Here is a 16900-nt window from a genome sequence, read left to right as displayed (position 1 = left end):
GCTACTCCCGCGTTAGGAACCGCATTATCGCAGAAACATTCTCGCACTGCAAACTGGAGCGGGAGAAGAGTCTCGAACTCTCGACCTCAACCTTGGCAAGGTTGCGCTCTACCAACTGAGCTACTCCCGCTTCGCTTTTTGCTGCGCGTTGTTATCAACAACAGGCCAGCATTATAGAGCATGGGAGCGGACTGTCAAGAGTGAAAACTTGCAAAACTAAATGATTTATTTCATTTCCAGCATGCCGCTCTTTTCCTTGATCAGCGGCCAGGCCTTCTGCAGGTAGTAGAACATGGACCACACGGTCAGCACGGCGGCCACCCACAGCAGCTTCTCGCCCCAGAAGTGGGTATCGACTGCGCCGAACAGGATATCGTGGAACAGCAGCAGCGGAATGGCGGTCATCTGGGCGGCGGTCTTGATCTTGCCGATGGAGTTCACCGCCACCGACTTGGAGGCGCCGATCTGCGCCATCCACTCGCGCAACGCGGAGATGGTGATCTCGCGGCCGATGATGATGAAGGCGATGATGGCGTTGCAGCGGTCCAGCTGCACCAGCACCAGCAAGGCGCCGGCCACCATCAGCTTGTCGGCCACCGGGTCGAGGAAGGCGCCGAAGGCCGAAGTCTGGTTCCAGCGGCGGGCCAGGAAGCCGTCGAACCAGTCGGTGATGGCGGCGACGATGAACACCAGGGTGGCGCCCAGATTACGGTCGCTGACCGGCAGCCAGGCCGGCGGCAGGTAGTACACGCCTACCACCAGAGGGATCAGCGCAACGCGCAACCAGGTCAGCAAAATCGGGATATTGAAGGGCATAAGTGACAGCAGCTCTGTGGCGAGTTAATTATTATGAATGCGCCGCTAGTCTACCTTGCCACAGTGCTTAGCACCAGCAAACGCGCGCCCTTAGTGCAGCTGTTTGTAGATTTCTTCGGCCAAGGCGCTGGAAATGCCGTCTACCGACATCAAATCCTCCACGCTGGCGTTGACCACGCCGCGCAGCCCGCCAAAGCGCGCCAGCAGCTTCTGGCGCCGCTTCACGCCGATGCCCTCGATCTCTTCCAGGCGCGAGGTCTGGCGCGTCTTGGCGCGCTTGGCGCGCATGCCGGTGATGGCGAAGCGGTGCGCCTCGTCGCGGATCTGCGCCACCAGCATCAGCGCGGCCGATTCCTTGCCCAGCTCCTGCGGCGCGCGGCCGTCCACGAACACCAGCGTCTCCAGGCCCACGCGGCGGCCCTCCCCTTTCGCCACGCCCACGATCAGGCCGATGTCCAGGCCCAGCTCGGAGAACACCTGGCGCGCCATCTCGACCTGGCCCTTGCCGCCGTCGATCAGCACCACGTCCGGCATCACGCCGTCGCCGTTGGCCACCTTCTCGTAGCGGCGCATCAGCACCTGGCGCATGGCGGCGTAGTCGTCGCCGGGGGTGATGTCGTTGATGTTATAGCGGCGGTATTCGCCGTTCTGCATCTGGTGGTGGTGGAACACCACACAGGAAGCCTGCGTGGCTTCGCCCTGCGTGTGCGAGATGTCGAAGCATTCCACGCGCAGCGCGTCCAGGTCTTCCGTCTCCAGGCTCAAGGCCTCGGCCAGCGCACGCGTGCGCGACTGCTGCGAGCCCTGCTCGGACAGCAGGCGCGCCAGCGAGATCTCGGCGCCCTTCTGCGCCAGTTCCAGCCATTGCCTGCGCTGGCCCTGCGGCTGGAAGATCAGGTTGATGCGGTGGCCGCACTGCTCCTGCAGCGCGATCATCAGCTCGGGCTGGTCGTATTCGATGTTCAGGATCAGCGTGCCGGGAATGAATTTTTCGGTGTAGTGCTGCACCAGGAAGGCGCTCAGCACCTCCACTTCGGGCGCGGCTTCCGCGATTGCGGCGGCGTCGCCGAAGTGGCTCGGGAAGTAGGCGCGGTCGCCCAAGTGGCGGCCGCCGCGCACCATGGCCAGGTTGACGCAGGCGCGCCCGCCCTGCACGATCACGGCGATGATGTCGACGTCGGCGTCGCCGGTGGTTTCCATGCTTTGCTGGTGCAGCACCTTGCTCAGCGACTGGATCTGGTTGCGCACGCCGGCGGCCTGCTCGAACTTCAGCTCGGCCGCGTAGCCGTGCATCTTCTTCTCCAGGTCTTCCATCACTTCGCTGGTGCGCCCGCGCAGGAAGCGCGCGGCATTGTCCACGTCCACCTTATAGTCCTCCGGCGCGATCAAGTCCACGCAGGGCGCGCTGCAGCGGCCGATCTGGTTCAGCAAGCAGGGGCGCGTGCGGTTGGCGTACACGCTGTCCTCGCAGGTGCGCAGGTGGAACACCTTCTGCAGGATCTGCATGGATTCCTTCACCGCCCAGGCGCTGGGGAAAGGCCCGAAATACTGGTTCCTCTTGTCCACCGAGCCGCGGTAGTAGACCATGCGCGGCACGGCGTCGCCGGTGATCTTCAGGTAGGGGTAGCTCTTGTCGTCGCGGAACAGGATGTTGAAGCGCGGCTGCAGCGCCTTGATCAGGTTGTTCTCAAGGATCAGCGCTTCGGCTTCGCTGTGCGTGACGGTGGTTTCCAGGCGCGCAATGCGCTCCACCATCATGGCGATGCGCGGACTGGCCAGGTTCTTCTGGAAGTAGCTCGACACGCGCTTTTTCAGGTCGCGCGCCTTGCCCACGTAGAGCACGTTGTCGTTGGCGTCGAAATAGCGGTACACGCCGGGCAGGCCGGGCAGCTTGGCGACGGTGGCCAGCACCTGGTCGCGCGGGTCGGGTGCGGCGGGCGCCGCTGCGTCGGTATTTGCGTCGTTCATTGCTCTACTTCTGTTCTGGCGCCTGCTCCACCACGACGAAGGCGACGGCGTAGTCCGCCTCATCGCTCACCGTCACATGGGACGACAGGCGGTTCTGCTGCATGAATTCTGCCAGCGTGCCGGTGCACACCATGACCGGCTTGCCGTTCGCCTGGTTCAGCAGCTGGGCGTTGTGCAAGGTCATGGGCGTGGCAACGCCGGTACCGATGGCTTTGCCGAAGGCTTCCTTGGCGGCGAAACGGGTGGCGACAAAACGGTGCGCGCGCACCGGGCTGACGGCTTTGCGCGCGCGGTAGATCTCCAGCTCCTCCGGCCCCAGCACCTTGTCGGCAAAGCGTTCGCTGCGCGCGAGCGCATCGGCCACGCGGCCGATCTGGCAGATGTCGGTGCCGATGCCGAAGATCATTTTGCCAATGCGGCTACGCGGGTGGCGGTCATGATGGCCTTCATCTCGCGCACGGCGTTTTCCCAGCCGACGAACACGGCGTGGGCGACGATGGCGTGGCCGATGTTCAGTTCCGCGATGTCCGGGATCGCGGCGATGGCTTGCACGTTGGTGTAGTGCAGGCCATGGCCGGCATTGACCTTCAGGCCGCGCTGGACGCCGAAGCGCGTGCCGGCCTTGATGCGTTCCAGTTCGGCGGCCTGCTCGGCGCCTTCGGTGTCCGCGTAGCGGCCAGTGTGCAGCTCGATGACGGGTGCGCCGGCTTCGGCGGCGGCGGCGATCTGCTGCTCGTCGGCGTCGATGAACAGCGACACGCGGATGCCTTCGGCCTGCAGCTGCTTGATGGCGGCTTGCACGTCGTTGAAGTGGCCCGCCACATCGAGGCCGCCTTCTGTGGTCACTTCGGTGCGTTTTTCCGGCACCAGGCAGACGTCGGCCGGCTTGATCAGGCAGGCGAAGTCCAGCATTTCCTTAGTCACGGCGGCTTCCAGGTTCATCCGGGTAACCAGCTGCGGCGCCAGCGCGATCACGTCGGCGTCCTTGATGTGGCGGCGGTCTTCGCGCAAATGCAGCGTGATGCAGTCGGCGCCGGCCTGCTCGGCCAGCAGCGCGGCGCGGATCGGGTCCGGGTAAGCGGTGCCGCGCGCGTTGCGCAGGGTGGCGACGTGGTCGATGTTGACGCCCAGGTCGATGACCGGGCCGGACGGGTACAGGAAGCTCATAGGATTCTCAATAACGGCAGGGTTAAAGCTGCAAGGTTAAAGCTGCGATAAGTCTATCAGTATCTGGCGCGTGTTCAACGGCGCGCCTCCCAGGTGGTGCGCCAGCAAAAAGCGCATCAGTTGTTTGCTTTGCGCCTGCGTGGCGGCATCTTGGTAATCCTCGCGCTCCATGTCGAGCAGCGTCTTGCCCGTTACGCGCGGCGCGGCGTCGCCGGCCTGCTCGGGGCGCGGACCGCGTTCGGGGTCCACCACGTAGACCACCTCCGGCAGCACGCGCGCGCGGGTGGCGGTGCAGCGCGCCAGGTCGGCGGCCACGCCCGTTTCCTTAAGTAAGGCCCGTTCGAATTTTCGCAAGCAAATGGGTGCGGGTTCATTGTGCGCCAGCTGGTTCAGCGTGGCGACGTAATGGTCGAACAAGGCGGGATGGGCATCGTCGCGTGCGAGCAGCTTGACCAGCAGTTCGTTGAGGTAGAAGCCGCACAGCAGCGCGGTCTTTTCGAGCGGCAGCATGCCGCCCACCCATTCGGCGTCGGTCAGAGTGCGCAGTTCGTTCTTGCCGACGAAGCCGGCAGACAGGGGCTGGAAGGTTTGCAGCACGCCGCGCAGCTGCGAGTGCGGGCGCTTGGCGCCTTTCGCGATCAGGGCCACGCGGCCGTAGTCGCGCGTCAGCATGTCGACGATGAGGCTGGTTTCCTTGTAGGGATAGGAGTGCAGCACGAAGGCCGGCTGCCCCGCCACGCGCGTGCCGGTGGTGCGCTCGCGCGACGGTGCGCGCGGACGTTTTACCGGCTCGGCAGTGACGGCATCGGACATTGCAGTGGGTGGTCCTGTGCGCTTACTCGTAGCCGTAAGCGCGCAGGCCCGCTTCGTTGTCGGCCCAGCCGGATTTCACCTTGACCCAGATTTCCAGGTAGACCGGGCCGCCGAACAGCTTTTCCATGTCCAGGCGGGCTTGCGAAGAGACTTCCTTCAGGCGCGCGCCCTTGTTGCCGATGATCATGGACTTGTGCGTGTCGCGCTCGACCAGGATGGCGGCGAAGATGCGGCGCAGATTGCCTTCCTGTTCGAACTTCTCGATCAGCACGGTGCTGGTGTACGGCAGCTCGTCGCCGACGAAGCGGAACAGCTTTTCACGCACGATTTCCGAGGCCAGGAACTTCTCGCTGCGGTCGGTAATGTCGTCCGGCCCGAAGATCGGGTCGTTTTCCGGCAGCAGGCGCTTGATCTCGTCCTGCAGGCCGTCCAGCTGGAAGCGCAGCTTGGCCGACACCGGCACCACGGCGGCGAAGTCGTGCTTGGCTGCTACCTGCTGCGCGAACGGCAGCAGCACGGCCTTGTCCTTGGCGCGATCGGCCTTGTTGATCACCAGGATCACCGGCACGGTTTTCGGCAGCAAGTCCAGCACTTGCTGGTCGGCCGGGCCGAAGGTGTTCGCTTCGATCACGTACAGGATCACGTCGGACGAATCGAGCGTGTTGGTGACGGTCTTGTTGAGCGTCTTGTTCAGCGCATTCGAGTGGCGCGTCTGGAAACCGGGCGTGTCGATGTAGATGAACTGCGCATCGTCCAGGGTCTGGATGCCGGTAATGCGGTGGCGCGTGGTTTGCGCCTTGCGCGAAGTGATGCTCACTTTGGCGCCGATGAGCATATTCATCAGCGTGGACTTGCCCACGTTCGGACGGCCTACGATGGCGATGTAACCGCAGCGGAAGCCGGCGGGAGTGGTGGTGCTGGGGGTGTTCATGGTGTTACCTTGTTCAGTGTTTGGCGAGCTTGCCATCGCCAGCGGCTTTGCCCTTGGGGGCGTTCTGCTCGTGATTCTGCTCCTGCCCTGCGTCGCCCTGGATGGTGGCGATGCCTGCGAGTTTCAGCTGCGCGGCGCGCTGGCGCGGCTTGCGGGTTGCGGCCGGCGTCTTGTGCAGCGCCTGTTCGGCCACTTCCAGCGCCAGCTTGGCCGCTGCCTGTTCGCCGGCGCGGCGGCTGCCGCCACGGCCGTAGACCTGGATGCCCAGCTTGGGCACCAGGCATTCGATTTCGAATTCCTGGCTGTGCGCGGCGCCGTGGGTGGCTACCACATTGTACAGCGGCAGCGAGATCTTCTTGGCTTGCAGGAATTCCTGCAGCAGGGTCTTGGCGTCCTTGCCCAGGGTTTGCGGGTCCACCGAGTCCAGGATGGGAATGTAGAACGCGCGAATGACCTTGGCGGCGGCGTCGAAGCTGGTGTCCAGGAAAATGGCGCCCAGCAGCGCTTCCAGCGTGTCGGCCAGGATGGAGGGGCGGCGGAAGCCGCCCGATTTCAGTTCACCTTCGCCCAGGCGCAGGAAGTTGGACAGTTCCAGCTTTTGCGCGATTTCGTACAGCGATTGCTGCTTGACCAGGTTGGCGCGCAAGCGCGACAGGTCGCCTTCGTCGATGCCGCTGTAGCGTTCGTACAAGATGGAGGCGACCACGCAGTTCAGGATGGAGTCGCCCAGGAATTCCAGGCGTTCGTTATGCAAACTGCTGTGGCTACGGTGCGTCAAGGCTTGCTGCAACAGGCCAGCATCCTGGAACGTGTAACCTAACCGTGTTTGCAATAACTGTAAATTCATAGACTCTTTAGCTTATTTGCCGCCGGCATCGGGTTTCGCTGGCGCGGCGCCCGATTTCGACGTGGTGCCGGCATATTCCAGCAACAGGCTGGCCGGTCCGACCAGGGGAATTTTCTTGTCGTAAGCAAAGCTCACTTCCAGCCCGCCGTCTTCGCGGCTGATCACCAGGTCGCGCGCGGTGATGGAGCTGATGTAGCCCACTTCGGCGCTCTTGCTGAACGATGCCTGGATTTCCTGCGGCGTGCTGCCGGCTTCCTTGGCTTTGACGATGGCGGCGGAAATGGCGCGGTATTCCGAATACGTGGGGACGATCTGCATGGCCAGCAGGCCGATGGCGGCCAGCACGGCGATCGTGAAGATCAGGCCGATCAGGGAAATTCCGCGTTGTTTCTGCAAGCCTTGCATGTCTGCCCCTTCGTATTTTTTCAGTTTGCTTACTGGATACTACCGATGCGCTTCAGCGGGTTGCTCAGGTTCATCCACACGAAGAAGGCCTTGCCGACGATGTTCTTGTCCGGCACGAAGCCCCAGTAGCGGCTGTCCAGGCTGTTGTCGCGGTTGTCGCCCATCATGAAGTAGTTGCCGGCAGGCACGGTGCAGGTAAAGCCCTCGGAACGGTAGCTGCACGCTTCGCTGTTCGGGAAATCCATCACCTGGGCCACGTTGACCGACGGCGCGCTCTCGGTGGCGATAATGCGGTGTTCGATGCCGCTCAGGTTTTCCTTGGCCTGCTTGGCGTACTGCAGGCTGTCCTCGTTCAGGTAGTCGTCCAGCTGGGTGTATGCGATGGGCTTGCCATTCACCGTCAACTTCTTGTTTTCATAGGTGATTTTATCACCCGGCACGCCGATCACCCGTTTGATGTAGTCCTGGCTCATGTCGCGCGGATACTTGAACACCATCACGTCGCCGCGCTGGGGGTTGTTCAGCTCGATGATTTTCTTGTTGATGATGGGCAGGCGCACGCCGTAGGTGAACTTGTTCACCAGGATCAGGTCGCCCACCAGCAGGGTCGGCACCATGGACGAGGACGGGATCTTGAAAGGCTCGTACAGGAAGGAGCGCAGGAAGAACACCAGCGCGATGACCGGGAAGAAACTGCCCGAGTACTCGATCCAGGTAGGCTGGCGCAGGATAGCCTGGGCCACCGCTTCGCGTGTCGCCGCACTGTGATCCGTTGCCAGGCCATCACGCAGGTTCTTCTCCGCGCGCGCGTCATACGCGGCCAGCGCGCGCTCGGCCGCGGCGCGGCGCTGCTTGGCCAGGTAGAACACGTCCAGAAACCAGATTACGCCCGTCACCACCATCAGGATGAACAGGATCAAGGCAAAGTTGCTCAGCACAGCTTGCAGGTTCATTTATCGTCCACTTGTAAGATTGCCAGGAATGCTTCTTGTGGAATTTCCACCGAGCCCACCTGCTTCATGCGTTTTTTACCGGCTTTCTGCTTCTCCAGCAGCTTCTTCTTGCGGCTGATGTCGCCGCCGTAGCACTTGGCCAGCACGTTCTTGCGCAGCGCCTTCACATTTTCACGCGAAATCACGTTCACGCCGATGGCGGCCTGGATGGCCACGTCGAACATCTGGCGCGGAATCAGTTCGCGCATCTTGGCTGCCACCTGGCGGCCGCGGTAGGCGCTGTTGGAGCGGTGCACGATGATGGCCAGCGCGTCGACCTTCTCGCCGTTGATCAGCATGTCCACTTTCACCACGTCCGAGGCGCGGTATTCCTTGAACTCGTAGTCCATGGAAGCGTAGCCGCGCGAGGTGGATTTCAGCTTGTCGAAGAAGTCCAGCACGATCTCGCCCATCGGCATCTCGTACACCAGCTTGACCTGGCGGCCGTGGTAGCTCATGTCCATCTGCACGCCGCGCTTGCCGATGCACAAGGTGATCACCGAGCCGACGTACTCTTGCGGCATGTACAGGTTGACCGTGACGATAGGCTCGCGGATCTCGTTGATCTTGGTGGTTTCCGGCATGCGCGACGGATTGTCCACCTTGACGATGCTGTTATCGCGCATCACCACTTCGTACACCACGGTCGGCGCGGTGGTGATCAGGTCCTGGTCGAACTCGCGCTCCAGGCGTTCCTGCACGATTTCCATGTGTAGCAGGCCGAGGAAGCCGCAGCGGAAGCCGAAGCCCAGCGCCTGCGACACTTCCGGCTCGTACATCAGCGCGGCGTCGTTCAGCTTCAGCTTTTCCAGCGCGTCGCGCAGCGCGTCGTACTGGTTCGCTTCCACCGGGAACAGGCCGGCGAACACTTGCGGCTGCACTTCCTTGAAGCCCGGCAGCGGCGCCGGCGCCGGCTTGTTGGCCAGGGTGATGGTGTCGCCCACCTTGGCGGCCTTCAGTTCCTTGATGCCGGCGATGATGAAGCCCACCTGGCCGGCCGACAGCTGCGGCAGCGACAGCGAACGCGGCGCGAACACGCCCACGTCTTCCACCAGCTGCAGCGACTCGGTGGCCATCAGCTTGATCTTGTCCTTCGGCTTCAGGGTGCCGTTCACCACGCGCACCAGCATCACCACGCCCACGTAGGCGTCGTACCACGAGTCCACGATCAGCGCCTGCAGCGGCGCGTCCGGGTCGCCCTTCGGCGGCGGCACCTTGGCGATGATGGCTTCCAGCACGTCGTCCACACCCAGGCCGGTCTTGGCCGAGCAGTGCACAGCATCGCCCGCTTCGATGCCGATCACGTCTTCGATCTCGGCAATGGCGCTCGGCGGGTCGGCGTTCGGCAGGTCGATCTTGTTCAGCACCGGCACCACTTCCACGCCCAGGTCGAGCGCGGTGTAGCAGTTGGCCACGGTCTGGGCTTCCACGCCTTGCGACGCGTCCACCACCAGCAGCGCGCCTTCGCAGGCCGACAGCGAACGGCTCACTTCATAGGAGAAGTCCACGTGGCCGGGGGTGTCGATCAGGTTCAGGTTGTAGACCACGCCGTCGCGCGCCTTGTATTGCAGGGCGGCGGTTTGCGCCTTGATGGTAATGCCGCGCTCGCGCTCCAGATCCATCGAATCGAGCACTTGCGCCTCCATCTCGCGCTCGGACAGGCCGCCGCACAATTGAATGATGCGGTCGGCCAGGGTGGATTTACCGTGGTCGATGTGGGCGATGATGGAGAAATTGCGTATGTTGTTCATTAAACAAATCTAAAAACGTGTAGGGACGAGGCGAGAAGCGCTCCAGGCGGGGCATGGAAGCCCTGGCGAGCGTTTTTGTTACTATCACTGCAAGGAAACAAGAGCTTTCCGAACCCGGCATTTTACCGGATTTCAGAGGGGAAAGCCCGGTTTTATGCCAAAGCCCGTTTTACGGCGCTTTCGTCGAGGAAGTAGTGGCACAGTTCCGGCTGGTCCAGATCGCCGTACAGGACCGGCACCAGTTCGTCGAAACGGGCCACCAGGGTCGCGTCGGCATCGACGTCGATGACCGCGACGGTAAACGGGCGCTCAGGGGTCTGCAGCGCGTTCAGCGCCTCCAGCATGTCCTGGCACAGATGGCAATAAGAGCGGGAGTAGAGGGTAAAGTGCATTGAAAGCCAGAGGCGGAGACAGGGGCCGGACCCAACCGGGCCGGCCCCATGCGGTTTATTTGGCGGTCGGACGCAGGGAAATGAACTGCGCCACGTCGCCGCGCCGCACCAGTACCACATGCGCGCGCTTCGGATCGAGCTTGGCCACCACGGCGTTGAATTGCTTGGCGTCCTTGATCTCGACATTGTTAATCTGCAGCAGCACGTCGCCCTCGCGCAGGCCTGCGTTGGCGGCGGCGCCTTCGGTGGCCTCCACCATCACGCCGCCCTCCACTGCCAGCTCCTTCTTCTGCGCGGCGGTCAGGTCGGCCACCTTGAAGCCGAGCGCGTTGGCCGGTTCCTCGGCCTTTTTCTTCTTCTCGGCCGGGCTGGCCTTGGCGGCGGTCTTGTCGGCCTCCAGCTCCACCACGGTCACCGGGATATCCACTTGCTGGCCCTTGCGCCATACGGTCACCACGGCCTTGCTGCCCAGCGCCGTGCCGCCCACCATGCGCGGCAGGTCGGACGAGCGGTTGATCGGCGTGCCATTGAACTTCAGGATGATGTCGCCGGCCTTGATGCCGCCCTTGTCGGCCGGACCGCCCGGCTCCACCATCGTCACCTCGGCGCCCTGCGCTTCCTTCAGGCCCAGCGATTCGGCCACTTCCTTGGTCAGCTGGCCGATCTGCACACCGATGCGGCCGCGCGTGACCTTGCCGGTCTTCTTCAGCTGGTCCGCCACCCGCATGGCTTCATCGATCGGCACGGCGAAGGAAATGCCGTTGTAGCCGCCGGACAAGGTGGCGATCTGGGAATTGATGCCGATCACCTCGCCGCGCATATTGATCAGCGGGCCGCCCGAGTTGCCGGGATTGACCGCCACGTCGCTCTGGATCAGGGCGAGGTATTCGCCGGTGTCGCGCGACTTGGCGGAAATGATGCCGGCGGTGACGGTGTTTTCCAGGTTGAAAGGCGAGCCGATGGCCACCACCCATTCGCCTACGCGGATCTTGCTGGAGTCGCCCACGGTCAGATAGGGCAGCTTGCTGCCTTCGATCTTCAGCAGGGCCACGTCGGTGCGGGCGTCCGCGCCCAGCACCTTGGCCTTGAATTCGCGCTTGTCGGTCAGCGTCACATAGACTTCATCGGCGCCGTGCACCACATGCGCGTTGGTCAGCACATAGCCGTCCGCCGACGTGATAAACCCGGAACCGACGCCACGCTGCACCTCTTCATCCTGCGGCGTGCCCCGGCGCCCGCGCGGGGCTTGTCCCTGCTGGCCGGGCTGGCGCGGCGTGGGAATGGCGCCGCCGAAGAAGCGGCGCAGGAATTCCTGCATTTCCTCTTCACCGGGCTGGCCGTTGCGGCCCTGGTTCAGCTTGAGCCGTTCGGTGGTGCGGATATTGACCACGGCCGGGCCGACCTTGTCCACCATGTCGGCAAAGTCGGGCAAGCCTGCCACCGTCGGCGCGGCGGCCTGTGCCAGCGGCGCCAGGCCCGCCATGGCGGGAGCGAACAGGACACCCGCGCTCAGCATCAGCGCGGACAGCGTTTTACTACCAGCAGAGAAATTGTTTTTCATGGGTTCCGATGATTCTTGTTGGGTTCAGCGAATGTTCTGTGAAGTTCGACAAATATAAGCGAAAACGGCCCTTGCCGCTCGCACAAGATATTGCGGGTGGCAAGGTTTTTCAAGAGGCAAGGCGAACTTAGTGGCGGACTCAGGGGCGGACTTAGGGGCAGGCTTGGCGGCCGGTTTATATCGCGGTGTCGGGCACGGGGGCTGCCAGGTCCGGCGCGGCAGGGGCGCCCACGGCCGCGCTGGGCGAAGCGACGGCGGTAGTGCCTGCAACAGGCGCGGCGGCCGGCGCGGCGGCGCCGGGCTGGCCGGCCGTTGCGCCGGCGGCCGGCCGCGCAGGCTGGCCCGCCGCCGGTGCTGCGGCTGGTGCCGCGCCTGAGGCCGGGGTGACGCGGCCCGGCGATGGCGGCACTTCCACGTCCAGCCTTGCCGCCAGGCGCGCATTGAACCCCTCCCCCAGTTCAGCGCCGCTGGCGTCGCTGCGCAGCACGTCGCCGATCAGGTGGTAGGCGCGCCATGCCGCGTCGGCCTCCGGGCCGGCCAGCGCGGCCACGGCTTGCTGCGCCTCCTGGCCGGTCAGTTCGCCGTCCGCCAGGGCGGAAATGTGTTCGTGCAGTCGTTTCAGCGTATCCATCGGCGTTCCCGTTTCTAGCAGCGTATCACCAGCGTTTATCCAGCGGCATGTCCAGCAGCGGCCTGAGTTTCTCGGCTATCACGTCGCGCGCCCGGAAAATGCGGCTGCGCACGGTGCCGATCGGACACGCCATGATGTCGGCGATCTCCTCATAGCTCAGCCCCTCGATTTCGCGCAGCACGATGGCGGTGCGCAAGTCCAGCGGCAGCGCGTCCATGGCGGCGTTCACCGTGCGCGCAATCTGCTGGCTGGCCAGCACCGACTCGGGCGTGTTGATGTCGCGCAGTTGCTCTCCGCTGTCGAACGACTCGGCCTGTTCGGCGTCGTTCTCGGTGGAGGTCGGCGTGCGGCGGCTCTGGCTGGCCAGGAAATTCTTGGCGGTGTTGATGCCGATGCGGTACAGCCAGGTGTAAAAGGCCGAGTCGCCCCGGAAATGCCGGATGGCGCGGTATGCCTTGATAAACGTTTCCTGAACCACATCTTCCGCCTCCGCCGGGTCGTGCACAATGCGCGATACCAGCCTCATCAGCCTACGCTGATACTTGGCCACCAGCAAGTCAAACGCCTGCCGCTCTCCCGCCTGGACTCGCTCGACCAGCAACTGATCGCACTCGCGCTCTGTCATTGCACCTGTTCCCCGGTGTTCTGCGGCGCGCATCCATACTGCTTTGGAGCAAGCACGCCGCAATAAGTTCAAAGTTTTTTTGCCGCGCAAGCCCGGCACGCCAGCGCCAGCGGCCTGAACTGGCCTGGCGCCACGCTGTCGGGCAGCACCACCAGCAGCGTCACCGCGCCGTCCCCATGGCGCAGGCGCAGCAACAGCAGCCAGGGCCAGCAGGTCGAACCGGGCTGCATTTCCACCTTCGCTGGCGTTGTGCTATCCGCTGACAGCAGGTATACCGCCAGCCGGATTTGTCCAACACCGGAAATATCAAGCCGATGCGTTTTGGCGCTGCGCAGCGCGCAGCACAGGGCTGCCAGACTTGCCAGGCCACAAGAAATAGACAGGAAGGGAGCAGGCAGCAGCACCGCCACGGCCAGCGCGCACGCGGCGAAGCCGGCCTGCAGCAGGCGCAGGCGAACGGACGGACGCACGAGCACAGTGACCGCAATCGACATGACGCGTTAAATCCGGGGTGCTGGCAAGGGGGAGAAACTGCAGATGCGCCATATCGGCCGCGAGGGCCGGGCGACAGGTGCCGGCGGGCGCCGGCACCGACTCAGCGCTCACTCCGGTTCGACCGGAGTGAGGCTAAAAAGTTCAAACTTTTCCGAACACGAGGCTACCGTTGGTGCCGCCGAATCCGAACGAGTTCTTCACCGCGTACTGGATCTTCATGTCGCGCGCCACGTTGGCGCAGAAGTCCAGGTCGCACGCAGGGTCCTGGTTGAACAGGTTGATGGTAGGCGGCACCACCTGGTGGTGGATGGCCAGTACCGTAAACACCGCTTCCAGGCCGCCGGCGCCGCCCAGCAGGTGGCCGGTCATCGACTTGGTCGACGACACCACTACCTGCTTGGCGTGATCGCCGAAGGTGCGCTTGATGCCGACCACTTCGGCTATGTCGCCCTGCGGGGTCGACGTGCCGTGGGCATTGACGTACTGCACCTGATCCGGGTTGATGCCGGAATTCTTCAGGGCCGCAATCACTGCCTTGCTGCCGCCGCTGCCATCTTCCAGCGGCGACGTCATGTGGTACGCATCGGCGGTCATGCCGAAGCCATGCACTTCTGCATAGATCTTGGCGCCGCGCGCTTTCGCATGTTCATACTCTTCCAGCACCATGACGCCGGCGCCCTCGCCCAGCACGAAGCCGTCGCGGTCGCGGTCCCACGGCCGCGAAGCGGTCGCAGGGTCGTCATTGCGGGTGGACAGCGCGCGGGCCGAGGCGAAGCCGCCCATGCCCAGCGGCGACACGGTCGATTCCGCGCCACCCGCCACCATCACATCCGCATCGCCGTACTCGATCAGACGAGCGGCGGCGCCGATGCTGTGCAGGCCGGTGGTGCAGGCCGTGACGATCGCCAGGTTGGGACCGCGCATGCCGTACTTGATCGACAGGTTGCCCGAGATCATGTTGATGATGGAAGCAGGCACGAAGAAGGGCGAAATGCGGCGCGGGCCGCGCTTGTCGTAGTCTTCCTTCTGCTCTTCAATCATCGGCAAGCCGCCGATGCCGGAACCGATGATCACGCCGATACGGTCGGCGTTTTCCTCGGTGACGACGATGCCGGAATCCTGCACCGCCTGAATGCCGGCCGCCATGCCAAAGTGGATAAAGGTATCCATGTGGCGCGCTTCCTTACCGGGGATGTAATCCTCGATATTGAAGCCCTTTACCTCACCGGCGAAGTGGGTAGTAAATGGCTGCGCATCAAACTTGGTGATGTTGGCAATCCCGGACTTGCCTTCAGTGACAGCGCTCCACGCTTCGGCAATACTATTGCCGACGGGGGACACGCAGCCGAGGCCGGTGACCACTACACGACGGTTTTTAGAACTCAAGCGATTCTCCTGGAGTCGATCGGGGCAGGCTTAGGCCTTGACGTGCGCAGTAGCGTAGTCGATCGCTTGCTGCACGGTGGTGATCTTTTCAGCTTGTTCGTCAGGGATTTCCATTTCGAACTCGTCTTCCAGAGCCATCACCAGTTCAACGGTGTCCAGGGAGTCAGCACCCAGGTCGTCCACGAAGGACGATTCGGTTTTGATGTCTGCTTCTGCGACGCCCAGTTGCTCAGCGACGATTTTCTTAACGCGTTGTTCGATATCCGACATGTTATGGCTCCAATGTGTTTGTTACGGAAAGCGCGCATTTTATCAGGTTTGCGCGCTGAAAAACTAATTTCGGCACGTGCTGCTATCTGTGCCGAAATCACTGCTAAAAGACAGTGAAAACGCGGTCAAAATACCGCATTTTCGCCATCAATTCATGTACATCCCGCCGTTTACATGCAGGGTGGTGCCGGTGATGTAGGCGGCCTGTGGCGAGGCAAGGAAAGCGGTTGCCGCAGCGATGTCTTCCGGCTTGCCCAGGCGGGCCAGCGGGATCTGCGTCAGCAGTGCGGCGTGCTGCTCATCGCCCAGCGCCTTGGTCATATCGGTGTCGATAAAACCGGGGGCGATGCAGTTGACGGTGATGTTGCGGCTGCCGATCTCGCGCGCCAGGGCGCGGCTCATGCCTTCCACGCCGGCCTTGGCCGCCGCATAGTTCATTTGACCCGGGTTGCCGGACGACGCCACTACCGAGGTGATGTTAATAATACGCCCACTTTTCGCTTTCATCATCCCCCGCAGCACGGCGCGCGACAAACGGCCCACGGAACTGAGGTTGGTGGCGATGACGCTGTCCCACTCCTCGTCCTTCATGCGCATGGCCAGGTTGTCCTGGGTGATGCCGGCATTGTTGACCAGGATGGCGACCGCGCCCCAGGTCTTGGCGATTTCGTCGATCACTTCGGCGCAGCGGGCGGCGTCGGTCACGTTCAGCACCAGCCCCTTGCCGGCCTCCGGACCGATCTCGGCCAGGTAGGCGGAAATGGCTTCGGCGCCGGCTTCGGTGGTGGCGGTGCCGATCACGCGGGCGCCCTGCTTGGCCAGCTCGATGGCGATGGCCTTGCCGATGCCGCGCGAGGCGCCGGTCACCAGCGCAACTTGATTTGCCAGATTCATGTGTTTCCTTGTTATTTGAAGGTAGCCAGGATGCGTTCCAGCGACGCCTGGTCGGTGATGGCGTCGCCCACCAGTACCGGATCGATGCGCTTGGCCAGGCCCATCAGCACCTTGCCGGGGCCGCACTCGACCACTTGCGTGATGCCGTCGGCAGCCACTTTCTGCATGGTTTCGACCCAGCGCACCGGGCTCGCGGCCTGGCGCACCAGCGCATCCTTGATGCTGGCCGGGTCGTTCAGCACGGCCACGTCGACGTTGTTGATCAGGGCGATCTGCGGCGCCGAGAAGGTCAGGCCGGCCATGTACTCGCGCAGGCGGTCCGAGGCCGGCTTGAGCAGCGAGGAGTGGAACGGCGCGGACACCGGCAGCTTCATGGCGCGCTTGGCGCCCTTGGCCTTGGCGATGTCGCAGGCGCGCTCGACCGCGGCGGTGTGGCCGGCGATAACCACTTGCGCAGGGGCGTTGAAGTTGACCGGCTCGACCACTTCAGTACCTTCAGCGGCGGCCTCGGCACAGGCGGCGCGCACGTCGTCGTCCGACAGGCCGAGCACCACGGCCATGGTGCCCTGCCCGACCGGCACGGCTTCCTGCATGGCTTGCGCGCGGAAGCGCACCAGCGGCACGGCATCCTTGAAGGAGATCACGCCGGCAGCCACCAGCGCGGAATATTCACCCAGGCTGTGGCCGGCCACGACCGACGGCAGCGGGCCGCCGGCAGCGATCCAGGCGCGGTACACGGCCACGGCGGCGGTCAGCATGACCGGCTGCGTGTTGGTGGTCAGGTCCAGCTCTTCCTTCGGGCCTTCGGCCATCAGCTTGCCCAGGTCGAACTGCAGCGCGTCCGAGGCTTCGGCGATGGTTTGCGCCACGACCGGATTGCCGGCGAAGCCGTCCATCATGGCAACGGCTTGCGAGCCCTGGCCCGGGAATACGAATGCAAATTTGCTCATATTTGT

19 protein-coding genes and 1 tRNA gene are annotated in these 16900 nt (G+C 63.5%); all 20 read right to left on the bottom strand.

Features of this window, described 5'->3' with window-relative positions; translation table 11 throughout:
* Positions 1–54: 54 nt before the first annotated feature.
* A tRNA-Gly gene (locus AC6H42_RS12490) sits at positions 55–130 on the bottom strand.
* A 95-nt stretch (positions 131–225) separates the two neighbouring features.
* Positions 226–816 carry a CDP-diacylglycerol--glycerol-3-phosphate 3-phosphatidyltransferase gene (gene pgsA, locus AC6H42_RS12485; RefSeq protein ID WP_057158040.1) on the bottom strand — a complete coding sequence of 197 codons (591 nt, stop codon included), beginning with the start codon at positions 814–816 and terminating at the stop codon, positions 226–228.
* A 90-nt stretch (positions 817–906) separates the two neighbouring features.
* A complete protein-coding gene (gene uvrC, locus AC6H42_RS12480) occupies positions 907–2784 on the bottom strand; it encodes an excinuclease ABC subunit UvrC (RefSeq protein WP_497548171.1) in 1878 nt (625 codons plus the stop codon).
* Between the two features lie 4 nt (positions 2785–2788).
* A complete protein-coding gene (acpS, locus tag AC6H42_RS12475; RefSeq protein WP_496314244.1) occupies positions 2789–3190 on the bottom strand; it encodes a holo-ACP synthase in 402 nt (133 codons plus the stop codon).
* Positions 3187–3951 carry a pyridoxine 5'-phosphate synthase gene (gene pdxJ, locus AC6H42_RS12470; protein WP_057158037.1) on the bottom strand — a complete coding sequence of 255 codons (765 nt, stop codon included), beginning with the start codon at positions 3949–3951 and terminating at the stop codon, positions 3187–3189. Before pdxJ ends, acpS begins: the two co-directional genes overlap by 4 nt.
* 36 nt (positions 3952–3987) lie before the next feature.
* The gene (gene recO, locus AC6H42_RS12465; protein WP_057158036.1) at positions 3988–4764 is read right to left on the bottom strand and encodes a DNA repair protein RecO; all 777 of its coding nucleotides are present in this window, start codon (positions 4762–4764) and stop codon (positions 3988–3990) included.
* A gap of 22 nt (positions 4765–4786) precedes the next feature.
* Positions 4787–5695, bottom strand: coding sequence for a GTPase Era (era, locus tag AC6H42_RS12460; protein ID WP_057158035.1), 909 nt, complete (start codon positions 5693–5695; stop codon positions 4787–4789).
* Positions 5696–5708: 13 nt separating this feature from the next.
* Positions 5709–6542: a ribonuclease III gene (gene rnc / locus AC6H42_RS12455; protein WP_057158034.1), complete on the bottom strand. Its 834-nt coding sequence runs from the start codon at positions 6540–6542 to the stop codon at positions 5709–5711.
* Positions 6543–6554: 12 nt separating this feature from the next.
* Entirely contained in the window at positions 6555–6947 is a 393-nt protein-coding gene (locus AC6H42_RS12450) for a DUF4845 domain-containing protein (RefSeq protein ID WP_057158033.1), read from the bottom strand.
* Positions 6948–6976: 29 nt separating this feature from the next.
* Positions 6977–7900 carry a signal peptidase I gene (gene lepB / locus AC6H42_RS12445; protein ID WP_057158032.1) on the bottom strand — a complete coding sequence of 308 codons (924 nt, stop codon included), beginning with the start codon at positions 7898–7900 and terminating at the stop codon, positions 6977–6979.
* Positions 7897–9690 (bottom strand): translation elongation factor 4, encoded by a 1794-nt coding sequence (gene lepA, locus AC6H42_RS12440; protein WP_057158031.1) that lies wholly within the window; start codon positions 9688–9690, stop codon positions 7897–7899. Before lepA ends, lepB begins: the two co-directional genes overlap by 4 nt.
* A gap of 152 nt (positions 9691–9842) precedes the next feature.
* The gene (locus AC6H42_RS12435) at positions 9843–10082 is read right to left on the bottom strand and encodes a glutaredoxin family protein (protein ID WP_057158030.1); all 240 of its coding nucleotides are present in this window, start codon (positions 10080–10082) and stop codon (positions 9843–9845) included.
* A 55-nt stretch (positions 10083–10137) separates the two neighbouring features.
* Complete coding sequence (locus AC6H42_RS12430; protein ID WP_497548170.1) at positions 10138–11643, bottom strand: DegQ family serine endoprotease; 1506 nt, start codon at positions 11641–11643, stop codon at positions 10138–10140.
* 175 nt (positions 11644–11818) lie between these two features.
* Positions 11819–12274, bottom strand: coding sequence for a sigma-E factor negative regulatory protein (locus AC6H42_RS12425; RefSeq protein WP_497548169.1), 456 nt, complete (start codon positions 12272–12274; stop codon positions 11819–11821).
* Positions 12275–12299: 25 nt separating this feature from the next.
* Positions 12300–12899: an RNA polymerase sigma factor RpoE gene (gene rpoE, locus AC6H42_RS12420; protein WP_057158029.1), complete on the bottom strand. Its 600-nt coding sequence runs from the start codon at positions 12897–12899 to the stop codon at positions 12300–12302.
* 68 nt (positions 12900–12967) lie between these two features.
* Entirely contained in the window at positions 12968–13393 is a 426-nt protein-coding gene (locus tag AC6H42_RS12415) for a protein YgfX (protein ID WP_497548168.1), read from the bottom strand.
* A 142-nt stretch (positions 13394–13535) separates the two neighbouring features.
* Positions 13536–14780 (bottom strand): beta-ketoacyl-ACP synthase II, encoded by a 1245-nt coding sequence (gene fabF, locus AC6H42_RS12410; protein WP_497548167.1) that lies wholly within the window; start codon positions 14778–14780, stop codon positions 13536–13538.
* A 30-nt stretch (positions 14781–14810) separates the two neighbouring features.
* Positions 14811–15050 (bottom strand): acyl carrier protein, encoded by a 240-nt coding sequence (gene acpP, locus AC6H42_RS12405; protein WP_055936274.1) that lies wholly within the window; start codon positions 15048–15050, stop codon positions 14811–14813.
* Positions 15051–15197: 147 nt separating this feature from the next.
* A complete protein-coding gene (gene fabG, locus AC6H42_RS12400) occupies positions 15198–15944 on the bottom strand; it encodes a 3-oxoacyl-ACP reductase FabG (RefSeq protein WP_497548166.1) in 747 nt (248 codons plus the stop codon).
* 11 nt (positions 15945–15955) lie between these two features.
* Positions 15956–16894 carry an ACP S-malonyltransferase gene (gene fabD, locus AC6H42_RS12395; protein ID WP_057158025.1) on the bottom strand — a complete coding sequence of 313 codons (939 nt, stop codon included), beginning with the start codon at positions 16892–16894 and terminating at the stop codon, positions 15956–15958.
* Positions 16895–16900 lie beyond the last annotated feature (6 nt).

The organism is Massilia sp. NBRC 108631 (assembly GCF_059704565.1).
Note: the sequence above shows the minus strand (reverse complement) of the source record. Positions and strands in the feature narration are given on the sequence as shown.